17 protein-coding genes are annotated in these 21,435 nt (G+C 50.3%); 16 read left to right on the forward strand and 1 reads right to left on the reverse strand.

Going from position 1 to position 21,435, the window contains the following annotated elements; translation table 11 throughout:
• The first annotated feature begins 66 nt into the window (after positions 1 to 66).
• The 16 genes from leuB to KZ483_RS07985 all read left to right on the forward strand — a co-directional run bounded on the left by leuB (position 67) and on the right by KZ483_RS07985 (position 19,880).
• Complete coding sequence (gene leuB, locus KZ483_RS07910; protein ID WP_220352120.1) at positions 67 to 1,146, forward strand: 3-isopropylmalate dehydrogenase; 1,080 nt, start codon at positions 67 to 69, stop codon at positions 1,144 to 1,146.
• Between the two features lie 258 nt (positions 1,147 to 1,404).
• A complete protein-coding gene (locus KZ483_RS07915; RefSeq protein ID WP_220352121.1) occupies positions 1,405 to 1,953 on the forward strand; it encodes a peroxiredoxin in 549 nt (182 codons plus the stop codon).
• 170 nt (positions 1,954 to 2,123) lie between these two features.
• Positions 2,124 to 2,549, forward strand: a complete 426-nt coding sequence (locus KZ483_RS07920) for a hypothetical protein (protein WP_220352122.1) — start codon at positions 2,124 to 2,126, stop codon at positions 2,547 to 2,549.
• 97 nt (positions 2,550 to 2,646) lie between these two features.
• A complete protein-coding gene (gene sigI, locus KZ483_RS07925; protein WP_258881581.1) occupies positions 2,647 to 3,477 on the forward strand; it encodes an RNA polymerase sigma factor SigI in 831 nt (276 codons plus the stop codon).
• A complete protein-coding gene (locus tag KZ483_RS07930) occupies positions 3,474 to 4,973 on the forward strand; it encodes an anti-sigma factor domain-containing protein (protein WP_220352123.1) in 1,500 nt (499 codons plus the stop codon). The genes sigI and KZ483_RS07930 overlap by 4 nt, the downstream gene beginning before the upstream one ends.
• 155 nt (positions 4,974 to 5,128) lie before the next feature.
• Entirely contained in the window at positions 5,129 to 5,521 is a 393-nt protein-coding gene (locus tag KZ483_RS07935) for an ATP-binding protein (protein ID WP_220352124.1), read from the forward strand.
• Positions 5,522 to 5,524: 3 nt separating this feature from the next.
• Positions 5,525 to 6,898 carry an ATP-binding protein gene (locus KZ483_RS07940; RefSeq protein WP_220352125.1) on the forward strand — a complete coding sequence of 458 codons (1,374 nt, stop codon included), beginning with the start codon at positions 5,525 to 5,527 and terminating at the stop codon, positions 6,896 to 6,898.
• A gap of 334 nt (positions 6,899 to 7,232) precedes the next feature.
• Complete coding sequence (locus tag KZ483_RS07945; RefSeq protein ID WP_220352126.1) at positions 7,233 to 8,747, forward strand: leucyl aminopeptidase; 1,515 nt, start codon at positions 7,233 to 7,235, stop codon at positions 8,745 to 8,747.
• A gap of 56 nt (positions 8,748 to 8,803) precedes the next feature.
• Positions 8,804 to 10,081: an MFS transporter gene (locus KZ483_RS07950; protein ID WP_220352127.1), complete on the forward strand. Its 1,278-nt coding sequence runs from the start codon at positions 8,804 to 8,806 to the stop codon at positions 10,079 to 10,081.
• Entirely contained in the window at positions 9,976 to 11,829 is a 1,854-nt protein-coding gene (locus KZ483_RS07955) for a hypothetical protein (RefSeq protein WP_258881582.1), read from the forward strand. Before KZ483_RS07950 ends, KZ483_RS07955 begins: the two co-directional genes overlap by 106 nt.
• A gap of 39 nt (positions 11,830 to 11,868) precedes the next feature.
• Positions 11,869 to 12,441: a sulfite oxidase-like oxidoreductase gene (locus KZ483_RS07960; RefSeq protein ID WP_220352128.1), complete on the forward strand. Its 573-nt coding sequence runs from the start codon at positions 11,869 to 11,871 to the stop codon at positions 12,439 to 12,441.
• Positions 12,442 to 13,238: 797 nt separating this feature from the next.
• On the forward strand, positions 13,239 to 14,552 hold the full coding sequence (locus KZ483_RS07965) for an ABC transporter substrate-binding protein (RefSeq protein WP_220352129.1): 1,314 nt from the start codon (positions 13,239 to 13,241) through the stop codon (positions 14,550 to 14,552).
• Positions 14,553 to 14,770: 218 nt separating this feature from the next.
• The gene (locus KZ483_RS07970; RefSeq protein WP_220353324.1) at positions 14,771 to 15,688 is read left to right on the forward strand and encodes a carbohydrate ABC transporter permease; all 918 of its coding nucleotides are present in this window, start codon (positions 14,771 to 14,773) and stop codon (positions 15,686 to 15,688) included.
• Positions 15,688 to 16,506, forward strand: coding sequence for a carbohydrate ABC transporter permease (locus KZ483_RS07975; RefSeq protein WP_397376192.1), 819 nt, complete (start codon positions 15,688 to 15,690; stop codon positions 16,504 to 16,506). The genes KZ483_RS07970 and KZ483_RS07975 overlap by 1 nt, the downstream gene beginning before the upstream one ends.
• A 114-nt stretch (positions 16,507 to 16,620) precedes the next feature.
• Entirely contained in the window at positions 16,621 to 18,372 is a 1,752-nt protein-coding gene (locus KZ483_RS07980; RefSeq protein WP_220352131.1) for a cache domain-containing sensor histidine kinase, read from the forward strand.
• Positions 18,369 to 19,880 (forward strand): response regulator transcription factor, encoded by a 1,512-nt coding sequence (locus tag KZ483_RS07985; protein WP_220352132.1) that lies wholly within the window; start codon positions 18,369 to 18,371, stop codon positions 19,878 to 19,880. The genes KZ483_RS07980 and KZ483_RS07985 overlap by 4 nt, the downstream gene beginning before the upstream one ends.
• Positions 19,881 to 19,907: 27 nt before the next feature.
• Here KZ483_RS07985 and KZ483_RS07990 read toward each other — a convergent pair whose 3' ends face one another.
• On the reverse strand, positions 19,908 to 21,344 hold the full coding sequence (locus KZ483_RS07990) for a sugar porter family MFS transporter (protein ID WP_258881583.1): 1,437 nt from the start codon (positions 21,342 to 21,344) through the stop codon (positions 19,908 to 19,910).
• Positions 21,345 to 21,435: the final 91 nt, after the last annotated feature.

The raw sequence follows: 21,435 nt of genomic DNA on the forward strand, positions 1-21,435 counted from the left end.
CTGCCCAATGCGAACGCAAGCTGAAGGAGACAGGCGGCCGAAGATCAAAAGGAGTGTCCGATAATAATGGCAGACGTAAAAAAAATCGCGGTCATCGCCGGCGACGGAATAGGGCCGGAAGTTGTGGCAGAAGCGCTGAAGGTAATGAAGAAAACGGAAGAGCTGTTCGGATACCGGTTTGAAACGGAACACGGATTGTTCGGCGGCATCGCCATCGACGAGAAAGGTACACCGCTGCCTCAGGAAACGCTCGATATTTGTAAAAATGCCGACGCTGTTCTGCTGGGCGCCGTGGGCGGTCCGAAATGGGACAATAATCCGAAGGAGCTTCGTCCGGAAACAGGCTTGCTGGGCATTCGCAAGGCGCTCGGTTTGTTCTCCAATATCCGTCCGGCTACGGTTTTTGACTGCCTGAAGGAAGCGTCCACTTTAAAGCCGGAGGTGCTTGAAGGAACGGATCTTATCGTTGTCCGCGAACTGACGGGAGGCATTTACTTCGGTGAGAAATTCCGCCGTGAAGGGGCGAACGGGGAGGAAGCGGTCGATACATGCGTATACAATGTAACCGAAGTGGAGCGCATTGTCCGCCAAGCGTTCGAGATTGCCGGTTCACGCCGCAAGAAGCTGGCCTCGGTCGATAAGGCGAACGTTCTCGAAACTTCCCGCCTCTGGCGAGAAGTCGTAAACCGCATTGCTCCGGAATATCCGGATGTTGAGCTGGAGCATGTTTTGGTCGACAACTGCGCAATGCAGCTGCTCCGTCGTCCTTCGAGCTTCGACGTCATTGTAACGGAAAATATGTTCGGCGATATATTGAGTGATGAAGCAGCGATGCTTACCGGTTCTATCGGCATGCTTCAGTCCGCATCGATGGGCGAAGGCAGCTTCGGACTGTATGAGCCGGTTCACGGCTCCGCGCCGGATATTGCAGGTCAAGGCATATCCAATCCGATCGCGACGATTTTGTCCGTTGCCCTCATGTACCGTTTGACCTTCGGTTACGCCGATGCGGCCCAATCGATTGAAGATGCGGTCAAAACTGTGCTTGACGCGGGTCATCGTACAGGCGACATCGCAGTTGATAAGAGCAAAGCAATCGGAACGGTTGCAATGGGCGACCTGATCGTCGCGGCAATGAAGAAATAATTTATAATAATTATTAGTAAACAATAATTTCATTCTTGACTTCGTTACAAAGTGATGGTACGATTTTAATCGAAGTCACCACGTGACGCGTGTACAAGAAACATAGCGTATGCTTCCAAGCGGGCTATCCGTCTAACAGGCGGGACAAGCCAAGGAAGCTATCGCGAAAAACCTTAGCGTATGCTTCCGATGCGGGTTTTTCGCTAACAGGCGGGACCAGCGAGGAAGTAGCGCGAAAAATCTTAGGAGGTACTCATTATGGCAGAACGTTTAGTAGGTCGTCCGGCTCCCGATTTCACGATGGATACGGTAACGGGCAACGGTCAAGATTTCAGCAAGGCATCGCTTTCCGATTACAAAGGCAAATGGCTTGTACTTTTCTTCTACCCGCTTGATTTCACATTTGTATGCCCGACGGAAATTACTGCACTTAGTGAAGCAGCCGGCCAGTTCAACAAGCTGAACACCGAAATCCTGGGCGTCAGCGTAGACAGCATCTATAGCCACCGCGCATGGATCAATACGCCGGTGAACGACAACGGTCTTGGCCAATTAAACTTCCCGCTTGCCGCGGATATCACGAAAAGCGTCGCTCGCGATTACGGTGTTCTGATTGAAGAAGAAGGCATCGCGCTCCGCGGCCTGTACATCATTGACCCGGAAGGCGAAGTCAAATATCAAGTCGTGAACGACAATAATGTCGGCCGCAGCGTGGAAGAAACGCTTCGCGTACTGCAGGCTCTGCAGTCCGGCGGACTGTGCCCGATCAACTGGAAACCAGGCGACAAGCACCTGGTTGCTAAGTAAAAGTTTCTAAATCAAGTCTTAAAACCCGGAACCTGTCAAGGCTTCCGGGTTTTTCTATTCTGCATTTAAACTTATCCGGCAGGAATTTTGCGTGGAGACGGCGAATAAGTTATAAAGGTTTCAATCAGAGTTCAGACCGGTTAATGTGCGGTAAGGAGGGAGGGACTGTCATGAGCTTCTGCTGTGGTGCAAGCATGATTGGCACGAATGGGACATTAAAGCATTTTCGTACACATATTCATAACGTTCCTATTCTGTTCTGTCCGGTATGCCATAAAATCGAAATTCATCATATGATTGAGAATGAATACGAAATATTGGCTGAATACGCACACGGCGACGGTGCCTCCGAAGTCGATTTTCTCGAATATGTGGAGCAGGAAGGCAAAAACCTGTTCGAGAATTGCGTAAATAACGAGAATGAAGATCCGATGGATGTTGTTCTTAACCAAATTGATATGGCGCTCGACTTGCTTTGCTTTTGCAAGCAGATCGGCGACGAGGCTTGGGAAACGGATTTGAAACGAAGGCTCGGAGTGTTGAGTCAGCGCAGGAACAAGCTTCGACAACGGCGAACCTCTGAAGGTTATTGTTAATGGGTGCATGCCTCCTGCTGAAGGAGGCCTTTTTTCTTGTTGGGACGGTATATACCCCCTAAAGCGTGTTAGACAGCACGAACTATGTTGATGTGAGGTGGAATGGTTGCTACTCGTACTGTTCAAACGATTTTTCGGCAAGCATGAATCGGCCTTACCCGCACCGAGTGAGAAGCGCGGCACACCTGAGCAGGTGGTTGAACTTATCCGTGCAGGCCAAGCCTCGCGAGATGATTTCATCGCCGCATATAAGCCTTATATCGCGAAGGTAACGAGCCGATTTTGTAAACGGTATATCGATCCTTCTCAAGATGACGAGTTCAGCATTGCGCTCAGCGCGTTCGATGAAGCGATCGCACAATATGCAAGCCATGCAGGAAAATCGTTTCTCGGCTTTGCCGAAACGGTCATTCGGCGGAGGCTTATTGACTATGTGCGAAAAGAGCAGCGTCATTCGAATACTGTTCCATACAGCGCTTTCGATATGGTGGATGAAGAAGAGCAGGCGGTCAATCCGATTGAAACGCAGGAAGCAATTCATCGTTATCAAATATCTCAGGAAGCGGATGCAAGAAGGCTGGAAATCGCCGACTATAATATCTGCTTAGGCAGATATGGAATTACTTTCGCCGAACTGCCCGAATTGTCGCCCAAGCATGCAGATTCCCGGCAGCTGCTGGTCTCAATAGGCTACACCCTTGCATCTGTAACAACCATGTTCGAAACGTTGGAATCTACGCAAAAGCTGCCGATCAAAGAGCTTTGCGAAGTAGCGGGCGTCTCAAGGAAAACGATTGAACGAAACCGGAAATATTTAATAGCTGTAGCTTTATTATATAACGGGGATTATCCGCATTTGCAGCAATATTTGAAGCCTGTGCTTTCCTTGCAAACGGATGAAGCTGAAGCGGAAGGAGTGAGAGCATGAATCGTGGAATCGTAATTGAGATTGGCAAACGCCATGCCATCGTACTGACCCCGGACGGCCAATTTCGCAAAGTGCCCGCAAGGCGCAATACGGCTGTCGGAGAAGAAATCAATTTCAGCCAGCGGGAATTGGCGCGTCCGCGCGGCCTGTACAGTATTGGCATTGCCGCCGCTGCAGTCATGCTTCTCCTCTTCATACCGTTTCTGATGAAGCAGTATGGCACGCAAAAGCCGGTCGCCGCATATCTGACAATGGATATTAATCCAAGCGTCGAACTTGGTGTGGACGATACCGACCGGGTGGTAGAGCTGCGAGCTTTGAATAAAGACGGTGCAGCTGTTATATCCAGCGTGAAATTCAAGGGATTGCCCGTAGACCAAGTGGCAGGTCAGATAATAGAGCATGTCGAGGCAGGTCCCTACTTGAAGAGCGGAGAAGGGGATATCGTAATTACCAGTGTTCTGATCAAGGCGGACAGTGCTCCCGGATACGAATCTCAATTGACGGCTCGAGTCGATGCCGCCGTTCGTAAAGTGCTGGCGAAATCAGACAAAAGAGCGGGCGGCAGCATAGTCGTAACCACGTTATCCGCGCCGAAAGAGGTACGGGACGAAGCGAATGTTAAGGGGCTCTCCGCCGGGAAAATGACTGTTTATCTGTTGGCCAAAAGCCAAGGCCGCGACGTGTCGATTGAGCAGCTTAAGACTGAGTCGATTCACCAAACTGTGCAGGCTTGGGGCGGGTTGGACGCCATTGTCAGCGATTCTAAAATCAACGGAACCGATAAAGAAAAGCAGGATGAGAGACAGAAGGAGCAGCTGAAGCAGCTTTTGAAAGAAGATAAGAAGGCAGCTGCGATTAGTCCGGCGAAGGATGATGAAAAGGACAACGGGAAAAAGGATAACGATCCAAATACGGACGATAAGAAAAATAACGGCAGTACGGATAAAGCAAAGAACAATAGCGGTAAAGCATCCGGCGGCCAAGGCGAGAAGAAAGGTGACGGTCAAATCAAGAAACCGGATTTGCTCGGGAATACCGATCCCAAGTCAAAGGATGATGGACAAAAGCCCGGAAGGAACAAGGCGGAAGACGCGGTCCCCGGGCAAAATCAATCTGATGATAAAGAAGCAAAAGGGAACGGAAACTCTAAGAATCCAAGGGCCGGACTTAACACGCCGCCCCAAAAGATGCCCGATCCTGGTCCGGGGGATGCGGCTAAAGAAAGGGATAAGCAGCAAGGGAATCCGAGTAACAAGGAGCCATCAAGCGGACAAAATTCCGGTTCCATCCCTGATAAAGAATCTCCCGGTAAGCAAAAAGGATCTTCAGAACAGAATAATAACAACGCGCTAAGCGGGCAGGGAATTGTCAAAAACGATTCCAATGGCCGCGATATTCAGCTTTCACCGGATAATAGCAGCTCTGGTGCTGACGAGAATAAAGATCAAAAAAAGGGTCAGACGGCTGCACAAAAAGGGAAAGAATCAGAATGAGTAAAAAGTGCTATTAAGACGCAACATTTTTCGACAGGATCTCCTGTTGACATTAATTAGGAGCAGTCACTATGATAAGTGTATGTAAGCGTTCCCTACTTGAAAGAAGAGATAAGAGCGGGCATTAAGAGCGGAGGCGAATAAGCAAAGTGGAAATGTTCCATATTCGAGGGACGACCGATGCCATCATCGCACGTCAAAGAGGAAGGGACATAGCAAAAGAAATCGGCTTCGGTCTCGTTGATCAAACGATTATAGCGTATACGATTTCGGAATTGTCGCTCAAGCTTATCTCCTTCTCCGAGAAGGGACATATGGTCATACGTACGATTTGCAAAAGTAAAGGGGAGCCGGAGTCAGGCATCGAAGTGCGTCTGTACGATCATTATCGGGGTCCAAGTCGGATTAATCCGATTTGGGTTGAAAAACTCGTCGATGATTTGGACGTGACAAGCGATTATTTACGGGGAACGATGATTACATTTCGTAAATGGCTCATGTCTCCGCTCCGCATCGACTCATCGATTTGTGCTGCAGGAGAGGAGTAAAACATGCAAGCGATTCGAAAGCGCTACTTTCCGGCGCTTGCCGAATACATTAGAAGCGGTAGCGAGGCATCGCTTTTTGAAGCAACTGAAATCGGTAAATTGCTTCACGGCATTCATCCGGAAGACATGATTGCGATTCACGAAGAATCGATGCAAATGCTTGTCGCAAACGTAGAATCTGAGGAGGCGTTGAAACTTTACAGCCGGTCTTTTATTTTCCTTATCGAGCTGATGGTCGCATTCAGGTTCCGGCTTCAACCGGAGCAAACGCCTGAGCAGCGGTTTAGCGAAATGCGCGATATGCTGCTGAATTCCCATCGTTCGTTTCGCATGGTAAAAAATAAATACGAGAATGTACTTCAGCACATGGACAGTGGCATCGCGATTTTTGACGGCGATGGGATCTTGTCCTTTATTAATTTACAGATGGCAAAACTACTCGACATCCCCCGCAAAACGCTCATCGGCTGCAGTCTCCGGGAAATACTTGCACATACACAATTAAGGCGGGGTACCAAACGCATTGTACTTCGGCTCTATAAAGAAATGTTTTTGCGAAGGAGCCGGTATTTGGAGTTTCAGGATGCGAACGGTCGGCATTTGCTGGTGACGGTTACGTACGGAGATCAGCTTGACGGCGATTATTTGTTCAGCGTTAAAGATGTTTCGGAGTATAAACAGATCGAGCAGAGCGCCTATCAGAACGATAAACTGGCCATGCTTGGGAAAATCGCGGCTTCCATCGCCCATGAGATCCGAAACCCGCTTACATCGATAAGAGGGTTTATTCAACTGCTTCGCCCACATTTGCTGCAGCTCGGCAAAGAAGAGTACGCGCGTATTATTCTCGCGGAAATCGACAGGGCCAACGATATTATCTATGAATTTCTCAATTCATCGAAGCCTTCGGCTCCGATGAAACAGAAAGTACCCATAGCCTCTTTGCTAAAAGAGGTTATTCTGCTCTGCGAAAGCGAAGCGCTCATGAAAGGCTCTCAAATTCAGTTCGAGTCATATGACGAGGAGCTGACGATCTCGATCGATGTGAAGCAAATCAAGCAAGTTATTATCAATATTGTCCGCAATGCGCTCGATGCGATCGAAGAGCTTAAGGACGAGCGGAACGGCCGCATCGATATCATTACGAGGCGCGACGGGTCATACGCGGAGATAACGATCCGGGACAACGGTAAAGGGATGGACCATTCCACGAAAGCCAGGCTGTTCGATCCTTTCTTCACGACAAAGGCAGCCGGTACGGGGCTAGGGCTTTCGGTGAGCTACCGTATCATCCGAAACCATGGAGGGACCATACGGGTGTCGAGCAGCATCGGAGAAGGAACGGTGTTTAATATCTATTTGCCATTGGTGGAATAAAGGATTAGAATCGGGTTAGTGACCGATTCTGACGCAAAATGCCTCTTAAAAACTATGATGACAACTTATCGAGAGGAGCCGGGAATTCCACTTGCGTCGCTGTTGAAACCGGGAATTCTTATTACACTATGCGGTGTATTCCCGGTTTCAAAGGCGATCGCCAAGTCTGAAAGCTTTCCATAGGAAAGCTGCTTCGAAAGCATCAGCCTAGTGGACTTCCCTTTTCCTCATTGGAACGTCATCATAAATTCAGAGGCAACAGCAATCAGAAATCGGGGCAACCCGATTTTTTGTGTTGAGAGAACAGAAAAGAGAGTAGAGGAGATGAATTATCATGAGTGTTCAGTTTACATATGGTGCGGATAACGGAGAATTCGATACGATCGTTTGTTTTGTCAGCAGCGAGGAGCTTAAGCGGGATGGCGCTTCAGAGGCCGAATGGGTCCACCCTCAGCTGGACGAAGCGCTCCGGGATCATTTTGCAAGGAAGCTGTTCAAAGCCGAGCCCAAAGAGACCCTTGCCCTGTCCACGCTTGGGCTGCTTCCGGCATCCTATGTCGTATACGTTGGAATCTCCCACGCAGGCTTATCCCCGGATGAACTAAGAGATGCAGCGACTGCGGCCGCGAAAGCGGCAAAACGGCTCAATGCCAAGGCTGTGAAACAGATTTTGCCGAGAGAGACCTGCACCGGTTCTCAAGAATATTCAATCAGTCAAGCGGCTCAAGCGATGACCGAGGGATATACGCTCGGGTTATTTGCGCGCAGGACGGAGAAGAAGGACGATGAGAGAAAGCAAACAACGGTGCAGACGGTGGCCTTCGCGCCTCCAGGCGAATTCGCCGGATCCGAGCAAGCCGGCGGCCAATGGGAAGCGGGCATCAGGCGAGGCGTTATTTTTGCCGAATCGGTTGTATTCGCACGGGACTTGACGAATTTACCGGGAAACCGGCTTACACCGGAGATGCTTGCGGAGGAGGCGGAAACGCTTGCCCGGACTTATGGCCTCGACTGTGAAGTAATGGACGAATGGTCTGCCGCAGAGCAAGGGATGGGCGGCCTGCTCGGGGTCGGACAGGGAAGCGTCAACCCTCCTCGAATGATCGTTCTACATTATGCCGGCGCAGCGGACAATGAAGAAACCTGGGGACTCATTGGAAAAGGCATTACATTCGACACAGGAGGTATTTCGCTTAAGAAAGCGGAAGGAATGGAGGAGATGATATCCGACATGGGGGGAGCGGCGGCCGTACTGGGCGCTATGCGCATCATCGGCGAGCTCAAACCGGCAGTGAATGTCGTTGCCGTCATCCCGACCGCCGAGAATATGCCTTCAGACAGGGCGCTCAAGCCGGGCGATATTCTTAAGACCATGAGCGGTCTTACCGTTGAAGTGGTGAATACGGATGCAGAGGGGCGGCTTGTACTGGCAGACGGTCTTACGACCGCGATCCGCCGCGGGGCGACTAAGCTTATTGATGTGGCGACGCTTACCGGCGCAGTCGGCGTCGCCCTCGGCAATGTGGCAACGGGAGCGGTCACAAACGATGAAATGCTGCTTCAACAGGTTATTCTCGCTTCGAAGCGGGCAGGCGAACGGATATGGCCGCTCCCTTCATACCCGGAGTACCGCAAACAGCTCGACAGCGATGCGGCCGATCTTAAGAATATCGGCGGCCGTCTCGGCGGGGCGATTACGGGCGGGCTGTTTATCGGCGCTTTCTCCGAGGAGCGGCCGTGGGTCCACCTGGACATAGCCGGTACGGCGTGGCTTGAACGCGACAGGTCCTGGGAGTCGAAGGGCGGAACGGGCGTAATGGTACGTACGTTAGGAGAACTATTAGTTTAAGCAGCTTATTACGCACAAGTTAAATGGACCTGACATCATGAAGGAGCTGCATCACAATGTCATTCTGGAATCACCTCGTTTCGGTGTTCCGACGAAAACAACTGTCCTCTCAGCGAAGAGGACTGCATACATCCATTATGGAAGGCATACCGGCAGCCATTATTTCCAACTTGCTTGGCGGTCCCATATTGACGATATACATTGTTTATTTGGGAGGGACTCCCGAGGATGTCGGTCTGGCACTGGCGATTCCTCCGCTTGCTAATCTCGTTCAGCTGATTGCGGCTTTTTATATGCAGCGCTTCAACAACCGCCGTCTCCTTCTGACCGTATTCGGGGTTGCGCATCGGGCGGTTTGGATTGCTACCGGCCTTATCCCTTTCACTGTTTCCGATGAGCTGCAGGTCCCGGTATTTATCGGCATGCTGCTGATGTCGTTTCTTTTTGCCTCGACAGGCGGAATGTTCTGGACATCCATCATTGCCGATATGGTGCCGGCTCAGGTGCGCGGGCGTTATTTTGGAATCCGCAACACCATTCATTGGGCCGTTGCAAGTATTGCGCTTCTCATCGGAGGTCAAATTCTTGAACGTTTTAATGCGGAGACGGGTTTTGCAATTCTGTACACCATCAGCGCCGTTTGCATGATTTGGAATGCGCTGGAGCTGTGGCGCTATCCGAACCCCCCTTTTGAGCGTTCGATGGAATCAAGCTCGGCCGCGTTGTTCTTCAAGCCGCTAAGAGATTCGGCATATATGAAAGCGACGATTTTTATTTCCCTGTTTATTTTGCTGCAAAATATCGCGGTGCCGCTGTTTTCGTATGTTATGCTCGAAATTCTTCATATCAGCAAGTGGTGGATTACGGTCATTACTACCGTTCAAATGGTCGTCATGATGATAAGCTATTATTACTGGGGTACCATGAATTCGCGGTTTGCGACACGTACGCTGCTGCTGTGGACGCTGCCGATTATTGCCCTCTCCTGCTTGCTTTGGGCGGGGATCGAGATTATGCCGGTGATTGCAGTATTAATCGCGGTTCATATTGCGCTTGGGTTCGGCAGCGGCGGTTATAATCTGCTCGTCTTCAACTTTATTATCGGCGATACGCCGAAAGCCGATAGGCCGATGTATGTAGCGATGTTTTCCGCGTTGACAGGATTGACCGGGTTTATTGGGCCGCTCGTCGGCGGGTCCATTTATAAGCGAATCGAGCAAAGCCCTTTATGGCTGCAAAGCTATGGCGTTTCTTTCGTTATAGGAGCGGCGCTGCTCATATTGGCGCTGACTGCGGGACCGTTGATTTTACGGACGGAACGCCGCGGCAGTTAATCCGGTTGGCCGGCAAGTTTCATATCGCAGTTGGTTTGGTTGACGCCAGGCTGCTGATCGTTAAGCGGCATGAGATGGAAAGGAATGAAGGAGATTTGGATGTATATCGTGATAGACGACTTGAAATAATCGAAAAAGCCGCAGCGAAGGCTTGTGCGCAGCCAATTCTGGACAGCGGCTTATGGTTTCACCAGGACATTCGCGACAACTTCTATTACGCTTCATATTTGTACGCAGCTGCAGCGGACGCTGCGGTTCCACTCTCTATAGACCGCGCTCTCGCCAAGGAAACGGCCCTGAAAGTTCTTGCAGAGGTGCTTACGCTTCAGGACCGCGATCCACAAAGCGCTACGTACGGCCACTGGCCGCTTAATCTTGGCCTCTCTCCGAGGGAAGCAAGGCCGCATGTGCTGCCGGTCGAGCTCATGGGCAGCTTGATGGTTTACTTCTACCGGACGTATTATCTCTCATTACCCGAATGGGTTCGTGCTGCATTCAGGGCGGCATTCGAGCATATTTACCGCAGTCCCTTCTACAAGGTACCGCTTGAGCACTATGGTCATCACGAAGCAAAGTATACGGCGGCTAAACTGATTTTCGGGCAGTTATACAAGGACCGCGCCTTGACCGATGATGGCCGCCGGAGCTTGCGGCTCACACTCGAGCGGATTCGGCAGCATGGTATGTCCGAGTATGGGTCGCTGCCCTGGTTCTGGCACTGGGTGCAGGCGTTCACCTGCGCGTGGGAGCTTGCCGATGATTCCGAAATTAAATCGGAGCTGGGCAGTATGCTTGATTATTTATGGAACGAAAGAGCGCGGTACTACTTGAAGGGAGCATGGGCGGGTGCCCGCGCCCGCTCTCTGCCGCATGATCTGCCGCGGGATCGCAACGTACTGTTCGACTATGTCCAGTTCGGTGATTTCAGCTTGCCTGATGCAATGCCGCGCACGGAATATGCGGGCTTTCTGTTCTATGAGGCGCCCGCTGCGGCCCGCGATACCGCATTAAACCGTGCGGAGCCTGTCGAGGTCGCAAGAAGCTGCGCGAAGACGATCGGATCCGTGGAGCGGAAGCTGCACCAATACGTATACATAACGGAGCGGTTTGCTTCCGGAGGAATGTGGGAGCGGGTCAAGGAGTTTGACAATGAACAGCATCGCTGGGACGTGACGTTCCCTCTTGCGGATTCGGAGAGTGTCAATCACTTGTATTTCTTTCGTCCCGGCGAAGGCTGGGCGGAGGGCGACCCTCGTCACGAAAGCGAGGGAAGTGAGGTGCTGTTCCACCGAAACACGATTCTCAGTTTATTTCTCAATGAAGAGAAAGAAGGGGCTTCATACGGCGATATTATCGGCGTGCTACCGAAAGGCTCGTGGCTGAAGACGGAAACGGCCTTGTTCGGTGAAGTCGGCGGGACGTATATCGCAGTTTTTATGATGAAGAAATTCCTCCTGGAGGAAAAGGCGGACCATATGCTTGTCACAAGCGAAGGCACTGTTAACGGTGTCGTTGTCGAAACGATCGACCGCCGTGATGCCGGGAGACTTGGCCTGGCCACGCTTGAACAGCTTGCCCGGGCATTTAATTCGAGAATGCCGCAATGGAATGAGGATGGTTCACCTGCAATCGTCGAATATCTTACGTTAAATGACGACAATCTTCGGTTGTCAATTATGGAGCCGGGTCTTCCGAAAGCGTTCATTAACGGTAAGGCCGTTGATTTTACCAAGTATGGGGTAAGGTAATAATAGATTGTTTATACTTTCCAGGAGGTATCAGAACCGATGCAGCATAAAGAGCGTGTACCGCCGGGTCAGAGGCAGACGGAAGGCTTCCCCGTGCTTCACTACGGCGAAATCCCCTACTACCGCGATATGAGCAAATGGGACCTTCGTCTATTCGGCCTGGTGGAGCAGGAAGCGACGATATCGTATGCGGAGATCATGAAGCTGCCGCGGAATGAATTCAGCAATGACATCCATTGCGTCACAGCCTGGTCCAAGCTTGACAATGTATGGGAAGGTATCCGTATTGCCGAAATTATGAGCAAAGTGAAGCTGTTGGATTCCGCCAAATATGTAATGCTGCATGCTGAGCATGGCTGGACCACCAACCTGCCGCTCGAGGATTTTTTGCGAGAGACTTCATTTCTTGCGATCAAGCATAACGGCGAATTGCTGACACCCGAGCACGGCTATCCTGTCCGCATGGTCGTACCGCATCTGTACTTCTGGAAGAGCGCCAAATGGCTGCGCGGCATCGAATTTATGGAGTCGGATAAGCCGGGCTTCTGGGAGCAGAACGGTTATCATATGTATGGAGACCCTTGGCAGTCTCAACGCTATGATTATGATTAATCCGAAGCCGCCCTCTCTGGTAAAAAAAGGCAGCCGGGACGGTCAGCATCCCAACAAAGGTTCTTGAACGTCTAAAAAGGGTATGATATGCTTAGAATAACAAAAAGGGACGGTCGCGACCCGTCCCCTGCACAACCTTTCTTGAGCGGGTAGCTCCTCCAAGATCAGATCAAGGAAAGAATAGCCCCTTCACTCGGCGCCAACCGGAGTGGGGCTATTTCTTTTTTAAGAAAGTCAGCAGAGCCAGAACAAACATGGCAAACAGCAGGACATCCTGGAAAGAGAAATTCGCCATATGCATGACCTCCTTTCCGGAGGCAGCATATCCACTCAAGTTGTGTTGTACAAATCTATTATATACCAAAGCCTGCCAACTATTAAAGGTAGGCTTTTTCGGTTTTATCGATGCGGACATTTTTGTGATATCAAGAATTCTTTCGTTCAACCATTATAAAATGTAGCGCTTTCACCTGAGAATTGAGTCACTTGAAAGCGCTAACACTCGTGTTACTATTAAGTTGTGGGCAGGCACAAAGCAAGTGAAAGGTTCAAGTACAAGCGTGTTACTGGGTGTCTTACGGGAGTATCGCAAAAAACTAAGCGTATGCTTCCGAAGAAAGAATCAGGAAGTATCGCAAAAAACTAAGCGTATGCTTCCGAAGTAAGTTTTCTGCTCTAAATGTAGTGAATCAGGAAGTATCGCAAAAAACTAAGCGTATGCTTCCGAAGTAAGTTTTCTGCTCTAAATGTAGTGAATCAGGAAGTATCGCAAAAAACTTTTAGGAGGTTCTTAACTTATGAGAAAAATGACCTTCAGTATGCTGACAGCACTACTGGCGATTGCGATTGTGCTGGGCGGTTGTTCTCAGCGTCCGAGCGGATCAACAGATGCTTCCGGCAGCGGTGCCAGCCCGGCAGCGGGTGACAGCAGTGCCAACGCGAGCGGCGACAAAATCCGGCTCTCGGTGTACAGCACAATCAATGAAACCAAAAACCAGGAAATGATGAAAAGCATCGCCGCCGATTTTATGAAAGAGAATCCGAACATTCAGGTGGATTTTCAATTTCCGGGGTCCGAGTATGAGAACATTCTGAAGGTTAAAATGGCTGCGAACGATTTGCCGGACGTATTCGACACACATGGCTGGGCGATTATCCGCTACGGCAAATATTTGGCCGACCTTCGAGACGAATCGTGGGCTTCTCAAATGACGGATACGATCAAGCCGGTCGTAACCGACAAGGACGGCAAAGTATACGCTCTCGTTTTGAGCGAAGCGAAAGACGGTATTACTTACAATGCCGACGTTTTGAAAAAATATAATATCGAACCTCCAAAGACATTCGAGGAACTGATGGCGGCCTCTGAAAAAATTAAAACGGAAAGCAATGGCGAAACGTCTCCATTCTTCATGTCCGGCGTCGATACCGGCATGATCGGTGGATTCCTCGACCAGTACGCAACGTCGCTGCTGATCAGTCCGGAAAAGAACGATGCCCAAAGCTTGCTTGACGGCACCTTTGACTGGAACAAATGGACACCGCTTGCCCAAAGTCTTCTTGATATGAAAAATAAAGGCTACATTAATAAAGACGTGCTGACCGCCAAATATAGTGACCTGCCGCAGCGCTTTGCGCAAGGGAAAGTGGCCTTCGTCATGGGCGGCCCAGCCTTCGCGGACGATGTGTACAAAGTAAACCCGAACGTAAAAATCGGTTATATGCCGGTCACATCCATGGTTGCCGGCGACAGTCAGAATTTCTCCGGCGGTGAGCGCTACACGATGGGTGCATGGAAGGACGGCAAGCATTTGGCAGAAGCCAAGAAGCTGATCGCGTTCTTTGCGAAACCGGAAAATATGTCGAAGATCGCAAATGCTACCAAGCTGCCTTCCGGACTTAAAGACATCAAATCCCAGCATGAATTCACGCAGTACTACGAGGAATTTGCCAACATTCGCGTGTTCCCGTATTTTGACCGCGTATATCTGCCTAACGGCATGTGGGATGTCATGTGCAAAACTGGGGCCGCGCTTCTCGCAGGAGGAGTAACGCCGGAACAGTTCTCCCAAAAGATGAAGACCGAATACGAGCGTCTGCGCAATCAATAACTGCAATGCCGGGAGGGTGAATGCCCTCCCCTTTCCAGTGATGTGTTTTCTATGAGAACGCCAGTTTTTTTGCTTCGAAGTGACTTTCCTCAGGGAAAGTTTAACCTATGCTTTCGAAGTGACTTTCCTAACGGAAAGTTTAGCTTATGCTTTCGAAGTGACTTTCCTAACGGAAAGTTTGAGGAGGATCAATTATGTCCGAAACGAATGCTGCACCGATGCAGGCTTCACATGCTCAGCCGGTGAACAAGGGGTATTTCAGAAAACTCGTCCATAGCGGAGCACTGCTGAATTTGTTGTACTTACCGGCGCTTATCCTGTTTATCATTTTTATATTTTACCCTTTTCTGAAAGGGATTCAGATTTCTTTCACGAATTGGGACGGATACAACCAGAATTACAAGTGGATCGGATTCAGCAATTATGCCCGCATGCTTGGCGACCCGGATATGACAACCGTCATAAAAAATACCGTTATATATGGGGTGGGCAGTACCGTTTTTCAGAATGTGATCGGCCTGCTTTACGCCCTTTTTCTGAACACGAGCATTCGTACCCGCGGCTTTGTCAGAACGGTCATTTATTTACCGGTCATTGTAAGCGCGCTTATTATGGGCTATATATGGTACTTTTTCTTTCAATATGATGGTGGTGCGATCAATGATATTTTGCTGTTGTTCAAGGATCAGCCTGCCAACCTGCTCGGCGACCCGAAGATTAACGTATGGATTATTACATTTGTCAACACGTATCAGTATCTCGGCATCGCCATGGTACTCTTCCTCGCCGGTCTGCAATCCATCCCGAAAGATTATTACGAGGCGGCGACGATTGACGGCGCCGGCCCCCTATCGCGCTTCTTCCGCGTAACGTGGCCGCTGCTCGCACCGTCGTTTACCGTGAGCATGGTGCTTAACTTGATCGGCGGACTGAAACTATTCGACGTCATAGTAGCGATGACGAACAGCGGTCCAGGCTATGCTTCGGCCTCACTTTCTTCAATGATGTACCTGCTTTACTTCGGCAGAGAAGATGCCGGTTACGCGTCAACAATCGGCGTCCTGATGTTCGTGATGATTTCCGTAGTCAGCATTACTGCACTTATTTTGCTAAGAAGACGGGAGGTCGCGTCATGATGAGTAAAAACAAGAAATTCTGGCTCACGCTCCTGTCGGCGGTAATATGTCTCATTCATATCCTCCCGTTTTATATATTGATCACGACGGCATTTAAAGCCGATGACGATTTAAGCTCCAAGTGGGAGTTCCCGGGCTATTGGTATTTGGATAATTTCATAAACGCCTGGAATCAAGCCGATTTGGCGTCCGCATTCCGCAATAATATCATCGTAACAGCAGTTTCCGTTGCGCTGATCGTCCTTGTCGGCTCGATTGCCGCATACCCGTTAGCCCGGCGCCAAACGAGCTGGAACAAATTTATTTATGCGTTGTTCGTATCCGCATTAATCGTACCGCCGCTGACGATATTAGTGCCGCTGTACAAATATATGGTTGACATCGGGGGTATGAACACCTATTGGGGGATCATACTGCTGCATGTCACGTTCAATTTGCCAATGACGATCTTCCTGTATACCGGATTTATAAGCACGATTCCTCGGGAGCTGGATGAAGCTTCGATGATTGACGGGGCTGGGCGCTTCACATTGTTCTACCGGATCATTTTGCCCCTGCTCAAGCCGATTACGGCGACTGTCATTATTTTCACGGGAGTTGCGGTTTGGAACGATTATCAGTTTTCCGTCTTTTTCCTGCAAAAACCGGAGCTGCGCACCTTTACCGTCGCATTGGCCAGCTTCTTCGGCTCATATTCCAACGAGATCGGCTGGGTCGCAGCGGGTTCGTTAATTGGCGCACTCCCGATGGTGGTTACCTATTTATTCCTGCAAAGGTATTTCATTTCCGGGCTGTCGTCCGGGGCTGTTAAAGGGTAATGAATTATTGAGGCTATTTGCATGAATTGGAAACGAAACAACAGCTTGCGGCGGTGAAGAGCATGTTAAAATAGATCTAATAGGGACATGTTCTTGACGCGAAGGGGAGCTTGCATGCTGCAATCAATCCGATTTAAATTGTCGCTGCTTTTTTTTGCTGCGGTTGTCGTACCCGTGGTCGCGCTCGTTATTGCGCTTCCTTCGTATTACCACAAGTTGATTGTCAGCCAGGCGTTAACGCTCACGGAAGGGACTTTAACTGCACTGACGTTTGAAATCGAAACCTATTTGGACGATCTTGACCGGATGACGATTACGCCTTATATGAACGACGATGTTATGAGGGCGTTAAAGGACAAATCGACCTTTCAATGGGAATTGCTCACACCCTATGAACAGTGGTACGCGGATCAACAGCTGTATGCGACGCTGCCGAATTATTTCAGAAATCTGCGTCAGGATATATTGGGCACGATTCTGCTGCCAATGGACGGCTCCGTGTATGTTACATCACCGAACGGCTATTCAAATCAGGCGGTCAAGGGTTTTCCGTTCGAGAAACAGGACTGGTACAAACAGGCGCTTAAGGCGGACGGCGACGTTGCATTCATAAGCGTCCATGACCAGAATTATTTGCAGGGCGGAGGATCGAAGGTGTTTTCCGTCGCCCGCTTGATCAAGGATCCTGATACGCAGCGGCCGCTCGGAGTCATTATGGCCGATGCGGACACCGTCGTGTTGCAGCGCATGATCCGCGGGATCAAGCCTACATCCGGTTCGATCGCCGCTGTATTGGACGATAAGAAGAAATTGATTTATTCCAGCAGTCCGTTGTCGACGGATATGCAGCGTGAATTGGCGGCCGGTTATAAGGTGTTGAGTGATTCGGAGGACAGTTATTCGGTGGTAGGCAAAACGGTAAGCCGTTCTAACTGGAGAATCGTCATGCTTTTCCCCGAATCGGTCATTAAAGGGCAGCTTAGGAGCATTTACAGGATCGGATTTCTCTTTATATTAGCCGGCTTGCTGATCGGCCTTCTGCTTTATTTCACGGTAACACGCTGGCTGGTTACACCGTTTAAACAAATGGTCCGGGTGATGAAGAGGGTGCAGCTCGGAGATTTGCAAACGTTCTATCCTTTGCGGGGAAAAGACGAGGTTGATCAGCTGGGCAAACATTTGAATACGATGATTTCCCGGCTCGGGGAGCTTATCGACCGTGAGTTTCGCGCTGTGCTGGAGCGGCGCAACTCCGAATACCGGGCGCTGCAGGCGCAAATTCAGCCGCACTTCTTGTACAATACCTTAAACAGCTTCATCGGTTTAAATCGTACCGGACAAAGCATTCTTCTTGAACGGGCGATCTTGTCGCTGAGCGGCATGCTCCGCTATACGCTCGAACACATAGACACAGTGACGATTAAAGCGGAGATGGATTTCTTGGCCAAATATTGTGAGCTTCAGCGCATCCGCTTCGCGGAAAAGCTGAACTTGCGCATTGAATGCGATCCCAGGGCCGAGAAAGTGCCGATCCCGAAGCTGCTGCTTCAGCCGATCGTCGAGAATTCGCTCATCCACGGTATTGAACCCAGCGAATCAGCTTGCACCTTGACTATTGAAGCTTTAATAAGCACGGCTGCGAGCGGCGAGTCCGGCGAATCGGGCAAGTCCTGGGTGGATATCCGAATCACGGACAACGGAATAGGATTCGATCCGGATGGCGCACGTGCAGGAGTTGGGCTCGCCAATGTTCGAGAACGCTTGAAATTCGCATATGAGAGTGCCGAATTGAACATGCAGACGGGAATCGGCCGCGGAACGGTCGTCCATATTCGAATTCCGTTAAAGGATGTGAACGGAGAATGAAGTTGGTCATTGCCGATGATGAGAGCCTCATCAGAGCAAGCTTGGCGAGTATGATCAGGGATATGGATTCGGCCTGGAGTATTGTCGGAGAGGCGACGAACGGCGAGGAACTGCTTGAACTGATCGCGGAACATAAACCGAATATCGCAATTGTGGACATTCGCATGCCGAAGCTGGACGGACTAGAGGCAATACGCGCAGCCAAAGCTGTTTCCCCGCTCACGAATTGGATCATTCTGAGCGGTTTTTCCGATTTCGCTTATGCGCAGCAGGCGTTGAAGCTTGGCGTATCGGAATATCTGCTCAAGCCTGTCGCTCCGGCCGAATTGGAGAAGACGCTGCTGCACATATACCGGGATAACAAAGACTATATCACACTGCTGAATCAGCAGTGTGAGAACCATTTGTTTGCGCTCTGCAACGGACTTTCTTCACTTAACTATGAAGACCGGGACAGCATGCTCTATAACGGGCGGTTTATCGGCTCGATATTCATTCTTGATTCGCAGCAAACTGCAAGCGGCGCAGCTGCCCTGGAACGGGAATTTTATGAGGAACTGCGGCGGCTGTCGGACCAGTATCTTGTCTATGGCATGAATTTGGCGCTGCTCTCTCTACCTGGCGGCGAGCTCGCTGCAGTCGCGGCCTGGGATCAGGAGAAAGGTAATGCCGGTGAAGAACATGTCATCCGTTTCTTGGAGAAGGTGAAGGATTCGGCGCTGAGACGCTGCAATGAGGCAGTAATGATGACCGTGTTGAAAACAGAGGAATGCAGCGGTTTTGAAGCGTTGAATAGTCAGCTTGAGCAGTTGATGCAGTGGAGCGAGATTCGCGCCCTTTGCGGCATTGGCCGAAGCCTCGCTTACCGGGAGCTGCAGAAAGAAGCAGTCATCCCGGATAAGCTCGAGGCGGCCAGGCTGCTCACTTCAATCGTTGAGCAATTTCAGAACCAGTTGCATCTGCAGGCTCAAAATTCGGTGTGCTGCTTCAAAACCAAGCTGCATAAATCCCGTCTTTGCGATGATATGAGCACTCGGGAAGCTGCCCGTCTGTTCATACGATATACGCTTGGGATCGAACTGACGGGAGAGGCGCCGACTTCGCAACTGGTCGAAGAGCTCCATAAGTTCGGGGAACGAATGCTGCGGGAAACGAAGGAGCCGGTACCGGCGAATTTGACGGATCAAGTCATTCAATACATCCATGAGCATTATATGGATGATATTGGCATCGGTCAAATAGCGGGCGAGCTTAACGTTTCCGCAAACTATTTGAGTACGCTGTTTCACAAAACAACAGGTATCACCTTTGTCAAATACTTGACTCAAATCCGCATGTACAAGGCAAAAGAGCTGCTCTTGAACACGAACCTGCAGATCAAGCAGGTGGCCAAGCAGGTCGGGTACTACAGTACACGCCATTTCACGAAGCTGTTTACAGAAATGTTCGGCAGGTACCCATCTGATTGCCGCAGTATCGACAATAACGCAATTGAACAGCCTTCGTGAGCGATTAGAAATTGACGGCGTCTAGTCTTAGCTGAACTGCGTATCCCCGTTCGGGATAACCTCTTTGCCCGGTATAAGGGCCTGAGTTTTTGGGGAAGACCATAAGGCTTCGATTTGCTCCAGCGTTTTCCCCTTCGTCTCGGGAACTACGCGCAATGTAAAGATGAAAGTAAACAAGGACATAAAGCCGAAAATCCAGAATGTTACGGCCGGTCCTGCGCCGCTCAGCATCGGTGGAAACGACTGGGAAACGACATAATCAGCCGTCCACAGCGCCATCGAAGCAATGGCGGTGGCTCTGCCTCGGATGCGGTTCGGAAAAATTTCGGATAACAGCACCCAAACGACCGGACCGAGCGAAATCGCGAAAGAGGCAACATAGAGCAGAATAAAGATAAGAACCAGCGGTCCGGAGGTATATCCCGTCTGAAATGCGATACCGATAACCGCCAAACATACGGTCATCGAAGCTGAACCGACAAGCAGCAGCGCCTTCCTGCCTACTTTATCAATAAGCCAAACGGCCAAAATCGTGAACAGAAAATTAATCAGGCCGACCAGAATCGTTTGGATCAGCGAGGCATTGGTACCGGCTCCCGTTTCCTCGAAAATTCGGGGGGCGTAGTACATAATGGCGTTGATTCCCGTTACTTGCTGAAGAATGGCGAGCATGACGCCCACAAGTAAAGCGATGCGCAGCCCCGGTTTAAACAGCTGCCGGAGAGAACCGCTCTCCTGATTGAACGATGCCTTAATATCCATCACTTCTTGTTTGGCTAATTGTTCACCGTGAATGCGGAGCAGAATTGGCAGCGCCAGGGCGGGTTTACCCTGCTTGATTAGCCATCTGGGGCTTTCGGGTACGAAGAAAAGCAGTACAAGGAATAATAAGCCGGGCAGCACACCCACGCCGAACATCCATCTCCAGGCCGTGGAGACATCCCATGCATCGTTGCCGTAGCCGGCGATGCCAGAATTGACGAAATAGACTAGGAAAATACCGGTTACCGTAGCAAACTGATTGAGCGCAACAAGTCGGCCGCGGTATTTCGCCGGTGCGATCTCCGCATTATAGAGCGGGCACAGCGTAGAGGTAATCCCAATTCCGAGTCCGCCGATAATGCGGGCAATAATGTATCCCGAGAATGTATCGGGTACAGCAGAGCCAATGGAGCCGATAATAAAGAGGATAGCTGCAGCTATCAATACTTTCTTCCGTCCGAATTTGTCGCTGAGCACGCCCGAGGCTGCGGCTCCGGCAATACAGCCGACTATTAAGGAGGATACCGCCCAGCCCACCTGTACCTCATTCAGTTCGAAACGATCCTGCATAAAACCGATTGCGCCGGACACAACAGCTGTGTCGAAACCGAACAGCAATCCGCCGAGCGCGGCTACAATTGAGACGAGTGTAACAAACTTCATGCTTACCTGATCGCCGGTCTTGTCTATAGTTGGATTCACTTTGCTCTTCTCCTCTCGAACCCCCTCATCTATGCGGGTTCCATGAATTCCAATCCGATTGAATGTGATGATTCATCAGAAACGAGTTCAT

This window comes from Paenibacillus sp. sptzw28 (genome assembly GCF_019550795.1).
In the GTDB taxonomy this organism is placed as follows: Bacteria; Bacillota; Bacilli; order Paenibacillales; family Paenibacillaceae; genus Paenibacillus_Z.